Below are 24,553 nucleotides of genomic sequence, written 5' to 3' on the forward strand. Positions count from 1 at the left end.
TTCGACTTCGCTCAGGATGACATTGCTAATACTAATTATTTAAATGAGCATATTCTTAAAAGCTTAAAAGAATCTTAATGGTTTAAAACTTCTTCAATTTTTAAGCTTATTTTCTCTAAACTCAATTGTTGTATCACTTTTTCAAGCTCAGGATAATCTTTCATGTTTTCCCAAGTTTGAGCAAATTCTGTAATGTTTTCTATTCCTTTTTCAATACTTGCAATGAAATGTTGTTTCCTTTGAATTAGGCCTCTAAAGCCATATGCTCCCAAAACCTGTAAGAATCTCATCAGTTGAATTGGTTTAACCGATTTTCTTAGTTGAACTTGATTTTTTTCATTTTCAAATTGTTGAATGTAGAATTCCAGCATCTCGTTTTTAAAATCTTCAGGAAAATTAGCTTTCGCCTGAAAAAGAAAAGAAATGACATCATACATTAAAGGTCCCTTCATCGCAGACTGATAATCGATAAATGAGATATCATTATTTTCATTCACCATAATGTTTCTTGCCTGAAAATCGCGGATCATTAATCCTTTGGGTTCAAGGTTTTCGATGAGGTTCACAATTTTTTTAAATTCTTTAAGCAGAGTAGATTTATGATATTCCAGCTCAAGAACATCTGCCACAAAGTTTTTAAAATAATATAAATCGTGAATGACGGGAAGCTCATCATAACTTTCATATTCAAAAGTTTGATGGTAATCTATTTTCCCTTGGGTCTGCCTTTGAAGTTGAAAAAGTTTTTCTAATGTCTGCTTTACCAATGATCTTACATTTTCAGATAAGCCTTCTTTTGAAATAACTTCAGAAAGTGTATTTCCTCCTAAAAACTCCTGGATATATATTTTCCGGTCATCAGAAATGGAGAAAATAGTAGGAGTACTAAGGTTGAGTTGAGAAAATATATCTGAAAAATAAAAAAAACTTTCATTCTCCTGAATGTTTTCATTGTATGTAATGATGTATTTTTTGTTATCGGATTGGGCCACGAAATTTACCCTCGCAGAACCGCTTTGAGCCAATGTGATGAACTCAGAAGATTTTTTACCAATATAGTTTTCAAAAAATCGTTTTGCGTTTTCGGAAGTCATAATATGGAAACAAATATACTAATTATCAGTTGATTTTTTATCTTTGCTTTATGCTAAAGGATTTTAAACCAGTTTTGAGCATTTTATTACGCTTCATCATTATTTATTTGGTGTTGCTTTTTGGGTATCAGTTTTATCTGAATGAATTTAAAGGAACAGGGCTTGATCCTTTTTCAAGAATGATTGCGGATCAGGTAATGTGGATTCAGAATTTAGTAAGTTTTCCCACAAAACTGTATGATGATATTCGCGGAGAATCTGTTTGGTTTAATGTGAAGAATTATTATCCAACAAGGATGGTGGAGGGATGTAACGCTATTTCTGTGATGATTCTTTTTGTATCTTTTGTTTTCGCTTTTTATAAAGGAGCAAAAACATTTATTTTTGTTCTCATCGGACTCATTATTCTTTATATTATGAATGTATTGAGAATTGCGGGTTTGAATGTTGTAATGACAGATCATCAGCAATATGGTAAAATGTCACATGATTATATTTTCCCGGCAGTAATCTACGGAAGTGTGGTTTTACTTTGGCTTGTTTGGATTAAATTCTTTGCTTTAAAAAATGAAAATTCTTAGTTGGCTTCTTGTAATATTAGGCGTTGTTGGACTTGTAAGTGTGAGAGCACTTGAAGACAAAATCTTCTATGATCCTTTTCTCAATTATTTTCATGAGGCTAATAAAAATATTTCGTTTCCTCCTTTTGAATGGGGAAAACTGATTGTAGGGTACCTTTTCAGATTTATTTTAAACTTATTCTTTTCCTGTGTAATCATTCATTTTATATTTAAAAATAAAGAATGGACGATCCAAGGAGCTTTATTAATCACAATAATTTTCGCGATTACGTTTCCGATTTATCTGTATTGTATCTATGATAGATTTGAGATTGGCTACCTATTTTCTTTTTACATGAGAAGATTTGTAATTCAGCCTTTGATTTTACTTTTGATTGTTCCGATGTTTTATTATAGAAAGCAAATGGGTAAAGAAGTTCAATAAATTTCTAAATACAAATTTCCACTAATATTCTTCACCAATAACACAATTTTGTCATCAATAGGAACGGGTTTTAACCCGTTTAATTAAGGTAATATTATCAATTGGCTTTAGCCAAAACTTGAAATTTTTTATCTAAATTGAAATTATTCGATGGTATGTTTAACTTCTCTAGTAACATTCTCAGCTGTCCATTCTACTCGTTTTACAAATTCTTTTTCGCGGACTGGGCAGTCTGCAATCTGGCATACAGGACATGAAACAGTTCTGCAGTCATCCATATGGAAATTAAATTCTACGGTACGTTTTGTGTTTTTGGCTAAAAGAATAATCACTTTTTCCATTTCTTTATGGGCATCACGCAAGGTGTAATACCAAGGAAGAGTGATATGAGCATCGATATGCAGGGAAGCTCCAAATTGCTGGATTTTCATATTATGAATATCAATCCATTCTGTTTTTCTATTATTTTCAAGAATATGAACAATCTGATTTAATAAATCTGGGTCTTGTTCATCCATTATTCCGCTTAAAGATTTACGGACAATCTTGTATCCCACAAAAATAATATATGCTCCAAAAACTAGTGCTACGGCTGAATCTATCCAATAAATTTTGGTGAAATAAACAACGACTAAACTAATCACCACACCCAATGTTGTAATGGTATCAGACTGAAGGTGTTTTCCGGAAGAAATCAACACTAAAGAGTTTTCTCTTTTTCCTTTGTTGATGGAAATGTAGCCTAAATAATAATTTACAATCGCGGTTGCAGCAATAATCCAGATTCCCCAATCAAGTTTATTTAATACTTTGCCGATGATTAAACTGTTGATGCCTTCATAGATGATCATGATCCCCGCAATAGCGATCAAAGCACCCTCTATTCCCGATGTTACGAATTCTACTTTTCCGTGACCGTACGGGTGGTCTTCGTCCTTTGGTTTTGCGGCAAGATGTAAAGAGTAAAGTCCCATAAATGCACTAATGACATTCACTATACTTTCCATAGCATCAGAAAATACAGCATCGGAATTAGTTAATTTCCAAGCAACGATTTTTCCTATAAATAGAATAATTCCAAAAGTGGCAATCCATTTTTGAAAGCCTATTTTATCTTTATTGATATTCTTCTGAACGTTCATAAGTTTGATAAAAAAAAGAATCTCAATTTTGAGACTCTTTTTTATTTTGTTAGTTTATACTAAGTTGTTTGCTACAAGGTATTCTGCGATCTGTACTGCGTTGGTTGCAGCGCCTTTTCGCAGATTATCTGCTACAATCCAGAGGTTGAGCGTTTTCGGCTGGGAGAGGTCTCGCCTGATTCTTCCGACGAACACTTCATCTTTCCCTTCTGAATATAGTGGCATTGGATATTCGTTGTTTTTAACGTTGTCCATTACAATCACTCCCGGAGTTTCAGCTAAGATTTTTCTTACTTCATCAAGTTCAAATTCATTTTCAAACTCAATGTTTACACTTTCAGAATGTCCTCCCTGAACCGGAACTCTTACTGCTGTTGCTGTTAAATTAAATGTATCATCCCCTAAAATTTTCTTAGGTTCTTTCATTAATTTAATCTCTTCTTTTGTATAATCATCATCAGAAAAAACATCACAATGTGGTAATGCATTTTTAAAGATCTGATAAGGATATACTTTTGCAACAGAGTCGTCTCCGTTTATTTCTCCGTTTAATTGATCTACAGCAGCTTTCCCAGTTCCTGTTACAGATTGGTAGGTAGAAACAATTACTCTTTTTAAATCATATATTTTGTTTAGTGGGCCTAAAACCATCACCAACTGAATCGTAGAACAGTTTGGATTTGCGATAATCTTATCTTCCTTTGTCAATACATCAGCATTGATCTCTGGAACCACCAATTTTTTATCAGGATCCATTCTCCAAGCAGAAGAATTGTCGATCACTGTAATGCCTGCTTCTGCAAATTTCGGAGCATATTCAAGCGATGTTGAACCACCTGCTGAAAAAAGTGCAATATCAGGTTTGGCAGCTATAGCGTCGTCGATGCTTACGATAGTGTAATCTACCTGTTTATACTTCACCTGTTTACCAATAGATCTTTCCGAAGCTACCGGAATTAATTCAGTTATAGGGAAATTTCTCTCTTCGAGAACTTTAAGCATCACTTGTCCAACCATTCCTGTTGAACCTACTACAGCTACTTTCATTGTTTGATTAAAAAATTTAAATTAATATATAATTAAGCTCCAAAGACTCTTGTCCATGGAAACGCGAATGCGAATAAACCAACTGCAATTAATCCCATAATTACAATTTTCAAAGAAATACTATCGCTAGATTTTACTTTCTTATTGATGATTGTCATCAAAACGGCTGCAATTAGCATAGAAAAAGGATGTTCTACAAATGTTTGTCTGCTATAAGCATCACTCATTAATGTTCCAGATGCCATAGCAGCTTTTAAGCCTGGGGAAACAAATAATAAAAAGATTCCCATTAAAAATTGCACGTGGAAGAAGATCATTGTGAAAAGGGTAGTCTTCTTTAAAAATTTATTTACTTTCCCACTGAAACCAAACATGGTAGCTAGTAAAGCGATAATAAATAATGTTACTAATAGAAGCTCTAAATACCCAAATCCCTTATGGGCACTCAATAAAATCTTGTAAAAATCCATAATCCTATTTTTTCTTTTTTTCTAGTCACAAATATAGCAAAAATCCCGGCGAAAAGCCGGGATTGATATTTATAAAATCTAATGTTTTTATATGATTAGAAGTTGAATGATAATGTTGCAGACCATGTTCTTCCGAATCCGAAATAAACTTGGTTTTGTTGGCTAACTCCATTCCAATTTCCTGCTGCTTGATAAGCTGCATAGTTTGTAGTAAGTTGCGCAGCAGTAAGATTTGAATTAATGGCTCCATACTCTGCTTTAGTAAGGTTTGCAAGGGTATTGGTATTTGATTCAGAAATATAAATTTTATCCAATACATTATATACGTTTCCTCTTATAGTAAAGTATTGTTTAGGATCTTTTAATTTAATTTTAAAAGTAACCCCTAAATCTACTAAACCAAATGTAGGAAGTTTTAGTGCACCTTTCTCTCCAGAAGCTTCATTTTGGAAGCTGATAGGGTTTACGTTAGCATAAAGATTTTTGATCCCTCTATACATCCCATCAAATGAGAACCAGTTTGTAGGTTTGAATGTAAATCCTGCAGCAGCAGTAAATTGTGCTGAGCTACCAACCTTTACTTTGTCTAGGTATAATGTTGTTGTCGGCGCATTATTTAAATTAATAGGATCGTTAGTTTCTGTAAAAAGATTACTTGCAGCATTACCTTTATAATACCAGTCACCCATTGATAACATACCAGTTAAAGATAACATTTTGTGTACATTAGCAGTTGCGTCAATTTCAATACCTTGGTGAATTTCAGTAATACCTTGAATGTTAGCATAAGCATTATTGTAAACAGTACCTGAATTAGGATCTGTAAAATTAATACCTGTTCTTCTTAAGAACCTATCTTTCCAAGAAGTTCTGTAAAGGTTAACGTTAGCATTGAATATTCCTGATCTGAAACCATATCCTAATTCAATTCCAAAGATTTTTTCATTGGTCAAGTTAGGGTTAAGTAAGTTTTTGTTGTTTGGATATACAGAGTTTAAAAACGGCTGTTTAGAGTAATATCCGATATTAGCAAAAACATTATGGTGCTCATCAATATTATAGTTTGTTCCAGCTTTTATATTGTAACCAAGGATGTTTTTAAATCCTGTTTTTTCATATAGTACAGGGTTAGTAGCTGTCGGTTGATTTGTAGGGCTTACTAACGTTCCATTAAGAAGAGATTGTCCATCTACGATAAAGTGATCAATTCTTTGGAAAGCTTGATTAGAAATAGCACCTTGTACGAAAGCTGATAATTTATCATTGGTATATTCTAACTGGCCAAATCCACCATACCATAATACTTCTCCGTCATTATCAAAAGTAACCATATCATTAATATTGTTCACTTTTCCTCCAAATGGATTCCATGATGGTTTTGGATCAAATGTGTTAGAAACAATATTATAAGGTAAATTTTTGTTTCCAGTGTCTTTAAATCCGCTAGCTCCTAATAAATTTGAAATTAATTGATAATGATAACCATAATAGTATCTTGCGTCAATACCTACAGAGAAATTTAAGTTATCATTAATTTTATGGTTGAAACTAGAAATTGCACCAAACCAGTTGTGAGAGTTTACTGATGAAACCTGAGCAATTGTGTTTGCACTAGGGGTGGTTGCATTAACAGGTGTTGCTGCATTTCCAGCAAAAATAGGATCCCAGTTAATTTGACCGTCAGCAGTTTTGAAACTAGGATCATTATATGATTTTGTACCTAGTTTTCCTACGTTTCCGTTTACACCACCACCTCTACCAAAAGAAGCATAAAATACAGTGTTTAATCTTGATTTTTCAGAAATATTCCAATCCCAGTTAAGAGATAAAACAGGTTTGTGGTAGTAGTTACTTCTATTAGATAATTCTTCACCATTTCTGTATCCCCAATCTGGATTGTATTTTCTATTTGGTTCACCATTTTGGCCTCCATATTTAAAATAATCAGACATTGGAACGAATGTGAATCTGTTGTTGTGCCATTGAGGAGCTCCAGTAATTGTAAATTGGAATTCGTGCTTACCTCCTGGTTTCTTATAGCCTAATGCAAAGTAATAGTTGTATGCTTCGAAATCTGTTCCGTTAGCATATGTAGAACCTGCTGTTCTGCTCATTAAGAATGAAGAAGACCATCCGTTAGCAGATTTTCCTGTATTATATGCAAAAAGTGTTTTTAAATAATCGTCATTTCCAACTCCAAGAGAAATGGTTCCTCCTTGTTTTTTATCAGCAGCTCTTGTTAAGATATTTACAGTTCCTCCAACAGAAGCAATAGCTAATTTAGAAGATCCTAAACCTCTCTGTACCTGCATAGCAGAAGTCACATCAGACATACCTGCCCAGTTAGACCAATATACAGCTCCTGATTCCATATCGTTCACAGGAACACCATTAATCATCACTGCAATATTTCTTTGATCAAAACCTCTAATGTTAAGTTTCCCTTCACCGAAACCACCACCTCCTTTAACTGCATAAACAGAAGGTGTAGTATTTAAAATTTCAGGAAATTCTTGGTTTCCTAATTTTTCAACAATTTGTGCTTCTTTGATTGTCGAAACAGCAACTGGTGTTTTTCTATCTTTTGCGATATCCGCAACACCTGTTAGTATCACTTCTTCAATGTCTTTGGATTTTGTTTTAGTAGAATCCTGAACTTGTTGAGCGTAATAGACGCTAGCTGTAGATAAAGTAATTATCGCAGTTAACATCGATTTGTTGATTAATTTCATAATCGTTAGTAATAGTTAGATTTAATTTTCTGCAAAATTGGCGAAATAAATTTTAACTAATATTAACTATATGTTAATTTTTACTGAATCTTAATAAGTTGTAAATTGTTGATTTTTAGTCGTTTAACTTAAAATTGAATTTTCATATGAAAAAAATCATATTATTGTATTTTTAATAAATAGGGGTGCTTTTTATTAAAAATACAACGCTATTTCACTGCTTTGAGGCTTAAATCGATATTCTCAGCTGAGTGAGTAAGGGCTCCTACAGAGATATAAGTCACTCCTGTAGTTGCAATTTCTTTTAACATTTCTCGGGTAATTCCTCCCGATGCTTCAGATTCGCAAGAGCCATTAATCATTTTTACAGCTTGCTTCATCATTTTCACATTCATATTATCAAGCATAATTCGGTCAACTTTTGCTTTGATTGCTTCTTCAACCTCTTCAAGATTTCTGGTTTCAACCTCAATCTTTAATTTCTTTTTATTTTTTTTGATGTAATCTTTTGCCATTTTCACGGCATTAGTTATGCTTCCATTATAATCGATGTGGTTGTCTTTCAGCATGATCATGTCGTAAAGACCGTATCTGTGATTGGTTCCTCCACCAATTGCCACTGCCCATTTTTCACAAACTCTGAAATTGGGAGTTGTTTTTCTAGTGTCTAATAATTTAGTTTTTGTGCCAACCAATCTAGAATCCCAGTCATTGGTAAGGGTTGCGATCCCGCTCATTCTTTGCATGCAATTAAGAATCAATCTTTCTGTAGAAAGTATAGATCTTGCACTTCCGGTTACAATAAGCGCGATGTCTCCAACTTTTGCGGGAGTTCCATCTTTAATGAAAACCTCAACCTTTAAGTTTTTATCAAAAGTTTTGAAAATAATTTCAGCCAATTCTACACCCGCCAAAATACAGTTTTGCTTTACTAAAAGTTTTGCACTTTGTTCCAAGTCTTTCGGAATAGTAGAGAGGGTAGAGTGATCTCCATCCTGAATGTCTTCTTCTAAAGCATTCTTTATGAATTGTTTTAAAACTTTATCTGTAACGTAAGCTGGTCTTTTCATATTTTTAATTTTAATAATAAAAGGAAGATCTTTTTCCGAATAATAAGTCGTGGATGATGAAGAGCAAAATTACTTCATTTTCTTTAGCTTTTATTTTTCCGAACTCTATTTTGTTTTTTATTCTAATATTATCTTGGTTGGGACCTGTAAATTCTATTAAATATTCACCTTGAGCTCTATATGAATTAGGGTTTTCCGAATAGAAAAAATATTTCCAACTAAAATCTTTCCAGTCATATTCCTGATTATGAAAAAGGATTTTGCCTTTGTTAAATTGCAAAATAGGATGCTGAAGATTGTTAATGTAATAAAAAGTTAAAGGAAGTTTATTGTCATTAATAATTTCATCCAAATCAAATTTATCTTTTCCGAAATAATAAGGTTTTCCTATATCAAGAATATTACATAATAAATTCAAAGGAAGCGGATGTTTTGTTTTAGAAATAATTATTTTCTTTAAATAATTAAAAAAATCTCTTCCAAAGCATATAGCAACAATTCCTAATATCCATGCTACAAGATCGCTTGAATCTTCAAATTTAAAAACATATAATAGAATACTGAAAATTCCTAAAATCATTAATACAATTAATACTCTTAGAAAATATAAAAGATTGATAATTGTAAGAATTCTCAGACTGAATATTTCCATTGATTCTTGCGTTTAAACTCTTTTTAAGCTAAATCTTTATTATAAAACGCTCCTTTGTTCTCCGTCATTTCCATAGATTGGGTGATGATGAGGTGAGCAACGGTTGTTAAATTTCTTAGTTCTGATAATTGTGGCGAAAGAATGGAGTAGTGGTAGATTTCATCTACAGCCGCAGCAATTTCCTGATGCTTTTGTAAAGCCATAGCTAAACGTTTGTTGCTTCTTACGATTCCCACAAGGTCGCTCATCATTTCCTGAAGTTGTTTTCTTAGGTAGCTTACGATTACCATTTCATCCATGATATTCATTCCTTCTTCATCCCATTCAGGGACTGCTTTTAAATCATCAAAGTTGAAATTATTTTCATTTAATAGCGTCATTGTTTTCATAGCAGCATTGTGTCCGAAAACTAAACCTTCTAATAAGGAGTTGGAAGCTAGTCTGTTGGCTCCATGTAGTCCTGAGTTGGTACATTCACCAACTGCAAAAAGATTTTTAATGGATGATTGCCCGTCTTTGTCAACTTCAATTCCGCCCATCAAATAATGGCAAGCCGGAACTACGGGAATCAATTGAGTAAAAGGATCAATTGCTTCTTCTCTGCATTTTTTATAAATATTGGGGAAGTGTTCCAAGAATTTTTCATGATCCATATCCCGGCAATCTAAGCCGACAAATTCATCACCTGAAACTTTCATTTCATTATCAATAGCTCTTGCGACAATATCTCTTGAGGCTAATTCTTCACGTTCATCATATTTGTGCATGAATTTTTCCCCTCTTTTAGTTCTTAATTTTGCACCATCTCCACGAACTGCTTCTGAAATTAAAAATAACATTCCATCAATTTTACTATACAAAGCTGTGGGATGAAACTGATAATACTGCATATTGGAAACCTGACCTTTCGCACGGGCTACAAATGCAATTCCGTCTCCTGTTGCAATTTTAGGATTGGTTGTGTTTTTATAAACATGTCCGGCACCGCCTGTTGCTACCAAAGTAATTTTTGAAGTAATTTTTTTGATAGTTTTAGATTTTTCATCTAAAATGTAGGCTCCGTAGCAATGGATATCTCCTGTATTTAATTCTTTTCCGGGAACGTGGTGTTGCGTAATGATATCAATTACATAATGATGATCTAAGATCTCAATATTCGGACTTTTATTAGCGGTCTCCAAAAGAGCTCTTTCAATCTCAAAGCCGGTAATATCTTTATGATGAACAATTCTGTTTTCGGTATGGCCGCCTTCTCTTCCTAAAGCAAATTCACCATTTTTTTTGTCAAAGTTGGCACCCCATTCTACGATCTCGTTGAATCTTGCAGGAGCTTCCCTTACCACCATTTCTACAACATCATGTTTGTTTTCTCCGTCTCCGGCACGCATAGTATCCTCGATGTGCTTTTCAAAATTATCATTCTTGGAATCTGTGACTACCGCTAAACCGCCTTGTGCATATTTGGTATTGCTTTCATCTTCATCAGATTTCGTTACTATAATTATTTTGGCATCAGGGAGTTGCTCAGAAACTTTTATGGCATAAGAAAGTCCCGAGATACCGGAACCAATTACTAATACATCCGCTTTTATCATATGCTTACTTTAGGTACAATCGTCTAAATAATTAAATAAATTTAAACAATTTTTCGTTTGGTTTTCTTACTTTTTTCATGTGTTGGAAATGATCTTCCTCAGAACGGTAACCTAATGCTAGGGTAACGGTCACTTTTTCTGTTTCAGGATCGATGTTTAGAATTTCTTCAATAACATCCTGACGGTAGCCTTCCATAGGACAGGTGTCAACATTTTCTATAGCAGCAGCGTACATTAAATTCGCTAGCACGATATACGATTGTTTTTCTGCCCAGTTGAAAATTTCATCATTGTTTTTTTGAGTAATATGCTGATTGATACTTTTTTTGAAAAGGTCAAGGTTCGCTAACGGAACATTTCTTACTTCAGAAATATGATTGAAATAACCTTGAATATAGTTTTCTCCGATTGCCTTTTTTGAAATAATAACAATCAAATGAGAGCATGTAGATATTTGTGATGGATTATAAAATGCAGGAATTAATTTTTGCTTCATTTCTTCACTTTCCACCACTGTAATTTTGTAGGGTTGAAGGCCAAGCGAACTTGCAGACAGCTTTCCTGACTCAAGAATGTTATGAAGGGTTTCTTGAGGAATAATTTCGGCATTGAATTTTTTTACAGAATACCTTCTGCTTAAAGCTTCCAAATAATTCATATCACAAATTTAAGGATAGAATGTGAATAAAAATGCTTTACAATGAAATATCTGCTCGTTAAAAGGTATAGCTATTTCTAATTTGGAATAAAAATGAATACTTTTTTTATTAGTAATGAAAAGTTAACAGAAATTTAACAGGGAGTAATATTCCCTATGTGTTGAAAAAAACATATTTTTAGTTAATCATAATACATTTTAAAAATATGCAAAAGAAAAAAATCAAAAAACTGGAAATTAAGAAAGAAGATATTCTTAATTTATCTAATGACGAAGCTCAAAGAGTAATAGGAGGAGGTGCTAATACAAATACTCCTTCTAATGACTGCAGTACAGAATGGTGTACTAAAAGTGGTTGTGACGGAGGTGATACCGATCCTTGTAGTGTTGTTATAGGTGATACTGACCTTTGTGGTGTGAGTGATAATTGTCAATCAGGATGGTGTCAAACAGGTTTTACACAAGATGTTGCACCTGAATGTAATAGGACCTAGAGAATAAATTATTATCCTTAATGATTGTTTAAAGTTAAAATAGTTATTAAGGATAAAATTTAATATTTTTTAATAAAAGATAAATTTAGGTGTATTGTAATTGGTCGATTGCCAACTGTTAGAAAAAATAGATAAAAATTTATGTGAGTTGTGGTCGAGTAGTGAAAGGGATGCCTGTACTATATGAGATGGATTTATAAAAACTTGATAATAAGATATTCAAATTAGATTATATATTAAGGATGGCATAATTGAATTGTTATCCTTTTTTAGTATGATTAGATAAAAAAAGATGGAAACTATTTTAAAGGAATTAGAGCATATCAAAGCAAAAACGAGCTTATACATAAATAAAAACCGGTATAAAAGTGGATTATTGGATGATTTAGGAGGATTAAGTTTGTTTTCTTTTTATTACGGTCGTGAGTTTGATGATGTTGATAGTTTGAATAAAGGTGAAGAATTAACCAATGATATTATTCTAAATATAAATACTAGTCTTAAGCGAGGTGATTTTAAATATAGTAGCGGAGCCACTGGATTTGCATGGCTTTTAAAATTCTTTAATAAAGAAGGCTTTGTTGATTTTGAGACTGAGGATGTATTGTCTGATCTGGATGAAATTATTTACAATTTTGCTATTATAGAATTAGATAAAGGAAAGTTTGATTTTCTTCATGGTGCCATGGGGGTGCTACATTATTTTTTAACTGATGCCAAGGACCTGAATGACTATGCAAAAGGTATTATTTCTAAACTACATTCTATTGTAGAATATACTCCTGAAGGAAAAATGTATTGGCCTTTTTTTGGAATTACTGACCCTAACAAGCTTGAGAAATCTATTAATTTTGGTCTCGCTCATGGTCAACCGGCGGTTGTATCAATCCTGTCAAAAGCATATAGATTAAGTCCTGACAATACTATACTGAAGGAATTGATTGAGAATACAACAAAAACAATTATAGATTATAAGTATCAAGATAAAAGGAATTCTCTTTATCCATCTACAGTACATACGTTGCAAAACTCAAGCTATTACTCTAAAGGCTCAAGAATGGGTTGGTGCTATGGTGATTTGGGCATTGCTGTAGCTTTATGGGATGTGGGAGAAATATTGGAAAATGATTCTATTCAATTAGAAGCATTAGAATGTATAAAAAAATCAGCTTTACGAAGGGATCTTCAGGACGGATTTGTAAGAGATGCTGCTATTTGTCATGGCTCAGCAGGTATTATGTATATTTTTAACAAGTTTAGTCTTTTGGATAACGGGAACAAGTATAAAGATGAAGTAGAATACTGGAAAAATATCTCTGTTAATTTACTGAATACGAATAATGATAAGTTGGTTACAGGTCATTGTGCCTGGAATAATAATACAGGTCATTATGATGATTTTGGATTTTTGCAGGGAATAAGTGGTGTGGGACTTTCTTTTTTATCCTTAATCAATCCTGAAATTAAGTGGGGGGAGGTTCTACTTATGTAATTTTAAATTAAATTTAAATATGTACGAGAGTACTTTTTATGCTACAAGGCAGCCATTATTGCCCGTCAATCAACTTTTTGAGTTTTATAGTATTATAAAATCTCATAATGAACAGTATGTATTAGATTATCTTATAGAAAAATTTACTGTAAATTATCAACTGGAAGAGGCTCTATATCTTGCTTCTGATACTTTATATCATGAGGTTGTAAAATACAAATCAATGTCTTCTGTTTTTTCTGATAAAGATAAAAAGAGGATGCTACATTCTTTGGCAAAATATTATATAAGAGCTTCATCAAGAGCGACTCCGTTCGGGCTGTTTGCTAATTTTAGAGAAGGTGGTTTTGATTTTGAAAAAGATAATGATTTTACTGATCAATTGGATTATTACCCAAAGCTGGATATGGAAGTATTATTTCAGATAGGGGAATGTCTTTCAGGAACTGAGGGGGTAAAGAATCACCTTATCCTCTATAATAATACAAGTTTGTATAAAACTAAAGATGATTTTAGGTATATAGAATATAGATTGAGAAAGGGATTAAGAACCCATCATCTGGTTTCTATAGCATCTGATGAACTTCTGAATTTTATTATTAAAATTTCTAAAAAGGGTATAAAATATGATACTTTAATTGTTGAAATTCTTAATCAATATGATGTAGTTCAGGAAGATGTTGAAGCGCATGTTGATAATCTGATATCTTGCAAGCTCTTGGTTACTAACCTTGATGTTAATATCACAGGGCTGGATTACGTTGATGTTTTGTATGACTTCGTTTCAAAAATTTCAGATGAGGTGACTGATGGTAAGATTGTGCAGCTAAAAAATATTTTACAAGATATAAAATCTTTATTATTACAGGTTGATAATAAGCAATCTAATATTAGTTCGTATAGAAAGATATATGAATTGTTAAGGGATGTGCTACCAAATATTCCTGAGAAAAATTTGATACAACTAGATGTTGTAAGCCAACAGATAGACGATACTTTGCATTCGGGGGTAAGAGCTGATTTGGGAAAGTTATTATCTGTTTTTTCTACCTTTTCAAAATCATATTCGACTCAATATTCCCAGCTTGAAATCTTTAAGAGAGCCTTTTCAGAACGATATGATGATCGGAGGGTGAAGCTGACGGAAGCACTGGATGAAGAAATCGGAATTGGATACAAATCAGCCATAAGCACAAAAGATATTTATGATCCTAAAATAACCGGAAAAACTAAGTTTACCAAATTTGTTTTGAAAAAGTATCATGACTATTTAAAACAAAATAAAAAGCAAATAGAAATTACAGATTGGGATATAAAAGAAAGTTTTGGGAATACCAATATCGACAATTCATGCCCTGGATTTACTTATCTGATTAATGCATATCCTAAAAAAGAAGGTCTATTATTGCATGCGATTTCATATTCTCCGGTCATAACAGGTTTGTCAGGCCGTTTCTGCGGAGCTCATCAACAGTTTTATGAAAAGTTAAATAATCTGAATGATCGTATTGAAGATCAATATGATAATTATATTTATGCGGAAATAATACATTTACCACAGGCTAGAGTAGGGAATGTCATAGCTAGGCCGTATTTTGGAAAATATGAGATTCCTTTTTTAGCGAATTCTAGGCTTCCCGAAGAGCAGAAAATTTTTGTTGATGATCTATATATACAGATGATTAACAATGAGTTGTTCTTATTTTCAGAGAAATTGAATAAACCAATTCGTCCACGTTTGTCTAATGCCCATAATTACAGAAAAAATGGTATTCCTATCTATCATTTCTTAAGTGATATGCAATTTCAGAATTTTGATTCTCAAATGATTTGGGATTGGGGTATTTTGAAAGATGTTGAAGAATATCTTCCCAGAGTTGTTTATAAAGATATTATCATAGAGCAGGCGTACTGGATTATAAAAGACCATCATTTTGCAGCTTTAAAAAAAACTAAAAATTTTATTCAGTTTAAAATGAGTCTTGCGGAAATAAAACATAAGCTTCACTTCGATGATTCCATAGTTTTTAAAGAGAGTGATAACGTTCTTTATATTGATCTTTCAACAGATTTAGGAATTGAATTGTTCCGGAAATATGTTAATAAGAACGAGAAACAGATTGTTCTGTACGAAAGCCTAGTGGATAAAACCTATGGTGAATCTCTACCCAGATACAATAAAGAATTGGTGGTCCCATTTGTGAAAAAAACTAACAAAAAAGCTTTTCCCTTAAAAATAGTAAGCCCAAGTAAAGATACAGTTCCCAGAACTTTTATTCCAGGCTCTGAATGGATATACTTCAAAGTTTATATTGGACATAAATTCTCAAATAAACTTTTGGTTGTAATAGGAGATTATATTGAAAACAAACTGGTAAGCAAAGGGTTAGTAGGAAAATGGTTTTTCATAAGATATTCAGATCCTAAACAACATCTGAGAATCCGTATTTATATCAGGGATACTAGTTTGGTGTCTTCCGTTGTAGTGGGTATAAGTACTATTTTTAGTAAGTATATAAAATTAGGTAAAATAGCAGGTGTTGTACAGGATACTTATCACAGAGAGCTGGAAAGATACAAAAACAAAAATATAATTGAATCTGAAGCGTTATTCTATCACGATTCCAGATTGGTGTATAATCTTTATAAATCTTTCGGTGAAATAAACTACAACCAATTGTTTTTTGCAGCCTATTTTATAGTGGAGGAGTATTTGGAAACTTTAAATTTGGATCATCTTGAAAAATTTAAATTTCTTGAAAGGAATTTTAAAAATTTCGCTAAAGAATTTGATTATGAAAGAAATAAGACCTTGAGGAATTCTTTGCATGAAGAGCTTAGAAAAATTAAAGATATTACTTTTACGGAGGCCCTTGATACTAAAATGATCAATATTATCAGTAAGTCTGAAATAAAAAATATTTTGTTAACTATTAAAGGCAATGTAAAAGATGATTATTTTAGTATGCTAGGAAGCTATATCCATATGTCAGTTAATAGATTGTTTTCTGATAAACAAAGGCTGAATGAATTTCGGATATATTTTTTTCTTTATAAAAAATATCAGTCTATTATAGCTAGAGAAGCAAAGTCATGATATAATAATTAAATCAATTAACCTATCTTTTGAAGAAGTTTCCTTTTTATAAACAACCTGATGCTAAGGATTGTGGTCCTACCTGTCTGCGAATTGTCAGTAAATATTATGGGAAAACCATAAATCTACAACAAATAAGAGATCTTGCGCAAACTACCAGAATAGGAAGTAGCTTGTTAAATCTCGGAACTGCTGCTGAAAAACTAGGGTTTAGATCAAGAGGAGTAAAGGTCAATTTTAGAGTTCTTGCTGAAAGTATTCAACTTCCCTGTATTGTTCATTGGGATAAACGACATTTTGTAGTGGTGTATAATATTAAAAAACAGGGCAGAGAAGAAACCGTATACGTTTCTGATCCCAGTTATGGTTTACTGACATTTAAAAAAAAAGAGTTTATTAAGCGCTGGATTGGAAATAATGCCAATGAAAACTCTCAGGAAGGTATTGCCTTACTATTAGAAACGACACCCTTTTTTTACGAAGTAGAGTGGGATGAGAAAAAGAAGAAATTAGATATTAAATTTTTAAGCCGTTATGCATTTAAATATAAAGCATTAATATTTCAACTGGGTGTTGGTCTCTTAACAGGAAGTTTATTGTCTTTAATACTTCCTTTTCTTACGCAGAGCATAGTAGATGTAGGGATACAGAATAATGATATCAATTTTATCTATCTCATCCTCATTGCTCAGTTTATGCTTTATTTGGGTCGAATGGGAGTTGAGATTGTGAGAAGCTGGATTTTACTGCATTTAAGCTCTCGCATTAATATTTCGCTAGTGTCGGATTTTTTTATAAAGCTTATGCGGCTTCCTATCAGTTATTTTGATACAAGGATGACAGGAGATTTACTGCAGAGAATAGGGGATCATTCCAGAATACAGCAATTACTGACTTCCTCAACGCTCACCACCCTGTTTTCAGTTTTCAATTTTTTTATATACAGCATTATATTACTTTTTTATGATTACAGATTATTTTTGGTTTTCTGCATTGGAGCTGTTTTGTATACTGTATGGGTACTATTCTTTCTTAAAAAGAGAAAAGAGCTGGATTATAAAAACTTTTCTCAATTATCAGAGACCCAAAGTAAAGTGATTGAGCTCATCAATGGGATGCAGGAAATTAAAATGAATAATGCAGAACAAAAGAAAAGATGGGCATGGGAGTCTACTCAGGTTCAGATATTCAAACTTAATATTCAAGGTTTAAAATTAGACCAATGGCAATCTATAGGGGGTAGTTTTATCAATCAGATGAAAGATATGGTAATCAGCTTTCTGTCTGCAAAATTAGTGGTAGATGGTGATATTACATTGGGTATGATGATGTCTATCCAATATATTATAGGTCAGTTAAATGGTCCCATCGGACAGGTTGTATCATTTGTGAAACAATTGCAGGATGCTAGTATTTCTTTGGAGAGACTTAACGAAATACATGAGAAAGATAATGAAGAAATTGATGCAGAACATTACTTGGATGAGGCTCCACAAGGAGATATTGTTATCAGTAATCTTACCTATAAATATGTTGGAGGTTATAAGAATATTTTTGAAAACCTTAATTTAACTATTCCTTACCGGAAAACAACAGCAATTGTTGGGGTAAGTGGTAGCGGGAAATCAACATTAGTGAAGCTATTGCTGAAATTTTATGAGCCTCAGCAGGGAGGTATAAAAATAGGTAGTGCTGATTTTAAAAGAATTTCTCCGAGAATATGGAGAGAAAATGTGGGAATAGTAATGCAGGATGGATATATATTTAATGATACAATAGCAGATAATATAGCGGTAGGTGATGATAATATAGATAAAGCAAAACTGCGCCATGCTGTAGAAGTGGCGAACATCAAGGAGTTTATTGATACTATGCCTTTGGGTTATAATACCAAAATAGGAAATGAAGGTATGGGAATCAGCGGGGGACAAAAACAAAGGCTGTTTATTGCTAGAGCTATTTACAAAGCCCCGGATTTTATTTTTTTTGATGAGGCAACCAGTTCATTAGATGCAAATAATGAAAAAGCAATCATTGACAATCTAAATCAGTTTTTTAAAGGAAGAACAGCTGTCATTGTAGCGCATCGTCTTTCTACTGTGAAGAATGCAGATAAAATAGTTGTTCTAGACAATGGTAAGGTGATAGAAGAAGGAAGCCACGCAGAGCTTGTTAAGCTTAAAGGTGCTTATTTTAAATTGATTAAAAACCAGCTTGAGTTGGATTAATCTCTATATACGACCTCAAAATCTTTTTCTTCTATAACTAGGGTTTTAGTTTGAATGTATTTATATATGACCTCCATGTTCTTTGGATTGATTTCAGTAATGCTTTTTATCCATAATTCAACGAAAGTGGAATCTGGGAAATCTTTCCATAAATTCTTTTCACGGTAAGAACTGTTTGATAATATTTTATCCGGCTTAATGTCAATCACCATCTCAGAATTAAGAATAAGTGAATAGGTGATCAAAATGGCCTTCATTAAAGAAATATAGTTGTAAATATAAATAGGATCTGAAATAGATGTATGCAATAAAGACTGGTAGCGTATATGTAAGGAGTACATTTTCAGGATAATATCATCCTGTGTTGTTTTTTTTTGAAACGTATTTTCCATGAAAATCTTTGCATACTGAATAAGTTCTTCTACATATCCATTTTTATCATATAAAATCTTGCCTAAAGTAAATAATCTTGCTTCAAAACGACTATTTCTGGAAAAATCAATAGACATTCTTCTCTTTACCATATCTATATTTTCTCCAAAATAGGATAATTTATATCCATCAATATATTTTACACCTTTTATAGTGTGCTTTATATTTTTATCAAAGATAATCCTGATATCAATATCAGACTTTTCAGTTTGGGTTTGGGTAGCATAGCTTCCGGTGAGTAGAATCCCATTTACGTCATCTTTTTTTAAATAAGAGATAATTTTTTCTTCAAAATTTTTCATATTCATATAAAATTCTTTATTATAACTTAGTAAGCTAAAAATACCTATTTTAACTATTATGGACAAAGATTTATTAAAAAATAAGCCATACACTGGTTAATATGTATGGCTTGTTTTAATTCTTTAAAGATTCTTACTATTCTCTGTTTTTTACCAATATCCATCCTGAATATTTGAAAGGGGTATTGTGTTTGTCATTTTCATTCCATGTTACAGAATACCAGTAGCTTCCTGTAGGAACTTTTCTTCCTGAAATGGTTCCGTCCCATCTGTATCTTGTGGATTTGTCACCTTGATGTATCTTGGCTCCATATCTGTCGAATACATTGAATACTAGGTTTTGTTTATTGGCTAATGAGGAATAATCGATGGCGTCATTCACTCCGTCTCCGTTCGGAGTAATTACGTTAATAAGATTAGGAACGACAACTGTGATGGTAATAGGTTCGCAGTCATAAGCATCTTTTACATATATTTTGTTGTCGCCTCTCGGTACGTTTTTAAATTGATTAGAATCCTGCCATGTAATATCATCCATTGAATATTTATAAGGCTGAGTACCTCCTATTACATTGATGCTGATTGTATTGTTTGAAATATCAACATTCGTAATAACCGGTTGCTCAGAAGGGAAAATGGTTACTTTTTGAGTTGCTGTACAGTCTCCTGTTTTCAGTTTTACCCAATACGTTCCAACACCTACATTGGTTATTGCTTGGGTTGTAGCTCCTGTACTCCACAGGTATGTGCTAAATCCAGGGCCGGCATCCAATGTAGTTTTATCTTCCATGCAAATTGTTTTGTCTTTTAAAACAGCAGATAAAACTGGGGCAATTACGGTTAATGTTACTTTAGCTACAGCATAGCATCCGTTTCCATTTGATACTTTGATATAAATGACTCCATTAGGAGCCGTATATGTTAAAGGATTAGTAATTTCATTGGTTCCATTTACAGCATCTGTTAAAGATGGATAGTATTTTTTTGTTGTTCCTCCCTGTGTTGTTACGGATGCTGTACTAAGGTTAAATAAGCCTGTTGAAGGATTTGTTTCGATGAAGCATGTTCTTAAGGTAGCATCATTTACTGTAACTACGGCAAAATGATTTAATGTAATTTTTGCTGTAGACACACAACCTTGAGGGGTTGTTACTTTTACATATACAAAACCTACTGGAGACGGATAAGCGGCTGGGTTTAGAATTTCATTAGTCCCGTTGTTAAGGTCTGCAAGTGTAGGATAGTATTTTTTTGTTACTCCAAGAACTGTTGTTACAGCAGCTGTTGTAAGATCAAATATCGCTACTCCGGCGTTGTTGTTATTACAACCTGTTAATGTTACGTCAACGGCAGCAAAAGGAGTAGGGGTTAATTTAATTACACCATCGCCGTTGTCACATAGAGTAGACGATGGGTCTTTAACAACCACGGTTATGTTGATGTTCCCTGAATAGGTATAATTGGTAGGGTTGATAATAGGTGTTCCGCCAGGCCCAAAATAGGAAATAATGTAATTAGCAGGGTTTGCTACAAACTGAGTATTGTATGAAGTTAAATCTATAGTTCCTGTTCCTGTTGCTGGATTTACACATACAAAAGGAGTAATTGTGTTGGTAAGAATCGGAACTTTGTCGATATAGATTTTCGCATTTTTAATAGAGTGTCTTGCACTGGCGCCTCCTGTAGCTGCCGAAAATCCGAAATATCCGGTGGTCATTCCTATTGCTCCTCCAGATGGTGCAAAAGATTGGTCAACAAGCAGTACTCCGTCAATCCTTATTTTTATAAGCCAGCTTGTAGGATTGGTGGGATCAGTCTCTCCGTTTACTTCAACGTGTTTGTAAGTTGCGCCTACAAATGGTTGGGTTGGATTAAGGTCTGGGGTATGGTAGGTGCTTCCCGGAGTATTGTTATATTCGATATTGAAGTTCCCTGCCGGTAAATTGTTGGTGCCATATAAAACATGCACTTTGCTCATTTGCCCTTCAGTAGAGTTGTTGAAGATATCAAATCCTACCATTAGTCCATTGGCGTTTGCCGGAATTCCAAGTCCACCACCTGATACAAATCCTGTAGGAGGGTTGGCAAGGTACCAGAAGGTAAAGCCATCTCCTCTCCCAAATTGCGTGGTTCCATTTCCATCGATTCTGAAATCAAATTCCACTTTCCATTTGTCGCAATATTTTAAGTTGATAGGAGCTGCTAATTTTACAGCACCATAAAGACCTCCTTGGTCTGCGGTGAGCTGTACAAAATCTCCACCGCTAACGTTTGCACTAGAAACGAGGTCCCATCCTGTGGTCACGATAGGGTTTCCTGTGAGCTGATAAGTCTGAGAAAATAGCTTTCCAGACAAGCAGCATAAAATGATAAAGAAATAAGTGAGTAAAGTTTTTTTCATGTGAAGTAAGTTGGTTAGGTATTTACTATTATAAATGTATTGATTTTATATTATTTCGTATTGTTTAAGTGTTAATTATGTAATTTAAACTAATGAAATTGTAATAAAATTTACATTATGTGGATGAATGTATAATTTTGTTTACACGTATAAACAGTATAAAATAATAAATTAAGTTTTTTTGGTGGGTTAAGGTGTGATTTATAAAAAACTCACTCCAATTTTGGAGTGAGTTTTACATATTATTCTCGGTTTTTTACAAGTACCCATGCATTGTATTTTGTTTGGGTATTATTTTTATCGTTTTCATTCCAAGTGATCGTGTACCAGTAAGTCCCGGTTAAGATCTTCTTGCCTCCAGAAGTTCCGTCCCATCTGTAAGCTTTTGATTTATCAGCCGTGAAAAGCTTGTTTCCATATCTATCGTAAACAATAAATTCTAAGTTCTTCTTGTAAGCTAATGCAGAATAATCTATATAATCATTAATGTTATCTCCGTTTGGAGTAATTGCATTAATTAAATTAGGAACTGTGATTTGAACCTGAATAGGAGTACAGTTATAGAAATCTATAACATATACTTTCACTTCTCCTCTTGCAAGGTTGTTGAAGTAATTAGAATCCTGCCAAGTAATACCATCCAAAGAGTATTTATAAGGAGGTGTTCCTCCATTTACATTTACAGTGATTGTATTATTGTTGATATCAATGCTTGAGATAACAGGTTGAGCAGAAGGAATAACTTTTACAATTTGAGTTGTTATGCAGCTTCCTGTTTTTAATTTTACCCAATAAAGCCCTGCTGAAATATTTTGTATAGCCTGAGTTGTAGCTCCTGTGCTCCATTCGTATCCGTCAAAACCGGGTCCTGCATCAAGCGTAGTTTTAGCGTCTATACAGATAATCTTATCTTTTAAAACCGCGGATGTTACCGGAGTTAAAACAACCAAGGTTATTTTAGCTGTATTATAGCATCCGTTTGCAGCGGTAACTTTTACATATACGGTTGTGTTACCTGTAATAAACGTTGTAGGATTCATGATCTCATTAGTTCCTGCTAGTGCATCAGCTGCTGTTGGGTAATATCTTTTTGTAGTACCAGTTAATGATGTTACATTGGCTGTTGTTAAATTGAATAAAGCTGTTGTAGGAGCACTTTCAATAAAACATGAACGTAAAGTAGCATCGTTTACAGTTACAAGAGGTTGGAAGGCGAGAGTAATTTGCGCGCTGCCGGTACATCCTTGTGGGGTTGTAACTTTTACAAAAACAACTCCTGGTACAGAAATATACGCTGCAGGATTTGGGATTTCATTAATCCCTGCATTAAGATCAGCCATTGTTTTGTAATACTTCTTTGTAACTCCTAAAACACCTGTTACGTTGGCTGTAGTAAGATTAAATGTAGCTGTTCCTATATTGTTATTATTACATTCCGTTAAAGTAACATTATTGGCGCTGAATGGTGAGAGTGATAATACAATCTTTCCATCGGCGTTATCACATAGAACCCCTGCATTATCCTTAATAACAACGGTTATCGTAGTATTTGCATTGTACTGATAGTTTGTAGGAGTAGCAATTGGAGTAGAACTTCCTAAAACATAGTAAGTAAAGGTGTAGTTAAAGGGATTAGCTACAAATTGATTATTATAAGAAGTTAAATTTACACTTGCTGATCCTGTAGTTGGATTAGGGCAAAAAGATTGGGTCACGCTATTTTGTAAAATAGGAACTTTATCGGTGTAGATTTTTACATTTTTAATAGAATGCCTTGATCTGTTCCCTCCTGTAGAAGCAGAGAATCCAAAATATCCAATGGTCATTGCAGCAGCAGCACCTGAAGGAGCGAAAGACTGATTGCAAATTAAATTCCCATCAATTGTTATTTTGATAATCCAGCTGGTAGGAGCGGCCGGATTAACCTCAGCAGTTACTTCAACATGTTTGTACGTAGCTCCTTGAAAAGGTTGCGTTGTGTTCAGATCAGGGGAGTGAAAAGAACTTCCTGCAACATTGAAAAATTCTACGTTGTTGGTATCGGTAGTGTTCGCTACCTGCCCGTAAGCAACGTGTACTTTGCTCATAACAGCGGTAGTAGTATTGTTGTAAGTATCAAGTCCTACAATAAGTCCTACGGCATTTTGGGAAACTCCAAGACCAGAGCCTAATACACTGGCTACCGGTGGGTTGGCTAGGTACCAAAACGCAAGACCATCTCCGTTGGCGGTTTGGTTAGAATCCATTCTGAAATCAAATTCAACCCTCCACTTATCACAGTATTTTAAGTTGATGGGATCATTTAGTCTTATGGATCCGGATTGGTTGTTGGTGTCAGGAGTGAGCTGAATAAAATCAGTGTTAACCTGTGTAGGAGAAACCATTGTCCAGCCGGTAGTAGTTACAGGATTTCCTGTGAGCTGATAGGTTTGGGCCAAGATTTTTCCGAAGAAACTAGAAAAAATAATGGCAAAATAAACGAGTAGTTTTTTAATCATTTAGTAACGCACTTTAAATTAGACGTGTAAATATATTAAATCCGAATCAATAAATATGTATTTACTGTTAATTTTGCGGAATATAATAGGTATTTAATAAAGAAATCTAATTTGAATAGCGAAATGATTAATAGATGACATCTA

18 protein-coding genes are annotated in these 24,553 nt (G+C 33.4%); 6 read left to right on the plus strand and 12 right to left on the minus strand.

Features of this window, described 5'->3' with window-relative positions; genetic code table 11:
• Positions 1-74: 74 nt before the first annotated feature.
• Complete coding sequence (locus tag BUB80_RS08275) at positions 75-1,094, minus strand: aminoglycoside phosphotransferase family protein (protein ID WP_073292461.1); 1,020 nt, start codon at positions 1,092-1,094, stop codon at positions 75-77.
• Positions 1,095-1,144: 50 nt separating this feature from the next.
• Between BUB80_RS08275 and xrtF the strand changes: the two genes are divergently transcribed.
• Positions 1,145-1,675, plus strand: a complete 531-nt coding sequence (gene xrtF, locus BUB80_RS08280) for an exosortase family protein XrtF (protein WP_073292462.1) — start codon at positions 1,145-1,147, stop codon at positions 1,673-1,675.
• Complete coding sequence (locus BUB80_RS08285; RefSeq protein WP_073292463.1) at positions 1,662-2,099, plus strand: exosortase F system-associated membrane protein; 438 nt, start codon at positions 1,662-1,664, stop codon at positions 2,097-2,099. Before xrtF ends, BUB80_RS08285 begins: the two co-directional genes overlap by 14 nt.
• A gap of 143 nt (positions 2,100-2,242) precedes the next feature.
• Here BUB80_RS08285 and BUB80_RS08290 read toward each other — a convergent pair whose 3' ends face one another.
• From BUB80_RS08290 to BUB80_RS08325, 8 genes are all read right to left on the minus strand, one after another.
• Positions 2,243-3,241 (minus strand): cation diffusion facilitator family transporter, encoded by a 999-nt coding sequence (locus BUB80_RS08290; protein WP_073292464.1) that lies wholly within the window; start codon positions 3,239-3,241, stop codon positions 2,243-2,245.
• 54 nt (positions 3,242-3,295) lie between these two features.
• A complete protein-coding gene (locus BUB80_RS08295; protein ID WP_073292465.1) occupies positions 3,296-4,288 on the minus strand; it encodes an aspartate-semialdehyde dehydrogenase in 993 nt (330 codons plus the stop codon).
• Positions 4,289-4,320: 32 nt separating this feature from the next.
• A complete protein-coding gene (locus BUB80_RS08300; protein ID WP_073292466.1) occupies positions 4,321-4,758 on the minus strand; it encodes a hypothetical protein in 438 nt (145 codons plus the stop codon).
• 95 nt (positions 4,759-4,853) lie between these two features.
• Positions 4,854-7,490 (minus strand): TonB-dependent receptor, encoded by a 2,637-nt coding sequence (locus tag BUB80_RS08305; RefSeq protein WP_073292467.1) that lies wholly within the window; start codon positions 7,488-7,490, stop codon positions 4,854-4,856.
• A gap of 209 nt (positions 7,491-7,699) precedes the next feature.
• Positions 7,700-8,560: a carboxylating nicotinate-nucleotide diphosphorylase gene (nadC, locus tag BUB80_RS08310; RefSeq protein ID WP_073292468.1), complete on the minus strand. Its 861-nt coding sequence runs from the start codon at positions 8,558-8,560 to the stop codon at positions 7,700-7,702.
• Positions 8,561-8,570: 10 nt separating this feature from the next.
• Complete coding sequence (locus BUB80_RS08315; protein WP_073292469.1) at positions 8,571-9,212, minus strand: hypothetical protein; 642 nt, start codon at positions 9,210-9,212, stop codon at positions 8,571-8,573.
• Positions 9,213-9,235: 23 nt separating this feature from the next.
• The gene (gene nadB, locus BUB80_RS08320; protein WP_073292470.1) at positions 9,236-10,807 is read right to left on the minus strand and encodes an L-aspartate oxidase; all 1,572 of its coding nucleotides are present in this window, start codon (positions 10,805-10,807) and stop codon (positions 9,236-9,238) included.
• A 31-nt stretch (positions 10,808-10,838) separates the two neighbouring features.
• On the minus strand, positions 10,839-11,465 hold the full coding sequence (locus BUB80_RS08325; protein ID WP_073292471.1) for an NAD(P)H-dependent oxidoreductase: 627 nt from the start codon (positions 11,463-11,465) through the stop codon (positions 10,839-10,841).
• A gap of 206 nt (positions 11,466-11,671) precedes the next feature.
• Between BUB80_RS08325 and BUB80_RS08330 the strand changes: the two genes are divergently transcribed.
• The 4 genes from BUB80_RS08330 (at position 11,672) to BUB80_RS08345 (ending at position 18,776) form a co-directional block, all read left to right on the plus strand.
• The gene (locus BUB80_RS08330) at positions 11,672-11,959 is read left to right on the plus strand and encodes a class I lanthipeptide (RefSeq protein ID WP_073292472.1); all 288 of its coding nucleotides are present in this window, start codon (positions 11,672-11,674) and stop codon (positions 11,957-11,959) included.
• A gap of 292 nt (positions 11,960-12,251) precedes the next feature.
• A complete protein-coding gene (locus tag BUB80_RS08335; protein ID WP_073292473.1) occupies positions 12,252-13,451 on the plus strand; it encodes a lanthionine synthetase C family protein in 1,200 nt (399 codons plus the stop codon).
• A gap of 19 nt (positions 13,452-13,470) precedes the next feature.
• On the plus strand, positions 13,471-16,548 hold the full coding sequence (locus BUB80_RS08340; protein ID WP_073292474.1) for a lantibiotic dehydratase: 3,078 nt from the start codon (positions 13,471-13,473) through the stop codon (positions 16,546-16,548).
• A gap of 29 nt (positions 16,549-16,577) precedes the next feature.
• The gene (locus tag BUB80_RS08345) at positions 16,578-18,776 is read left to right on the plus strand and encodes a peptidase domain-containing ABC transporter (RefSeq protein ID WP_073292475.1); all 2,199 of its coding nucleotides are present in this window, start codon (positions 16,578-16,580) and stop codon (positions 18,774-18,776) included.
• Here BUB80_RS08345 and BUB80_RS08350 read toward each other — a convergent pair.
• The 3 genes from BUB80_RS08350 to BUB80_RS08360 all read right to left on the minus strand — a co-directional run bounded on the left by BUB80_RS08350 (position 18,773) and on the right by BUB80_RS08360 (position 24,409).
• Complete coding sequence (locus BUB80_RS08350) at positions 18,773-19,510, minus strand: nucleotidyltransferase domain-containing protein (RefSeq protein WP_175549579.1); 738 nt, start codon at positions 19,508-19,510, stop codon at positions 18,773-18,775. The two genes, BUB80_RS08345 and BUB80_RS08350, sit on opposite strands and share 4 nt — an antisense overlap.
• 136 nt (positions 19,511-19,646) lie before the next feature.
• Positions 19,647-21,911 carry a T9SS type B sorting domain-containing protein gene (locus BUB80_RS08355; RefSeq protein ID WP_073292477.1) on the minus strand — a complete coding sequence of 755 codons (2,265 nt, stop codon included), beginning with the start codon at positions 21,909-21,911 and terminating at the stop codon, positions 19,647-19,649.
• Positions 21,912-22,153: 242 nt separating this feature from the next.
• On the minus strand, positions 22,154-24,409 hold the full coding sequence (locus tag BUB80_RS08360) for a T9SS type B sorting domain-containing protein (protein WP_073292478.1): 2,256 nt from the start codon (positions 24,407-24,409) through the stop codon (positions 22,154-22,156).
• Positions 24,410-24,553: the final 144 nt, after the last annotated feature.

Origin of the sequence: Chryseobacterium polytrichastri, assembly GCF_900142445.1 — a bacterium.
In the GTDB taxonomy this organism is placed as follows: Bacteria; Bacteroidota; Bacteroidia; order Flavobacteriales; family Weeksellaceae; genus Chryseobacterium; species Chryseobacterium polytrichastri.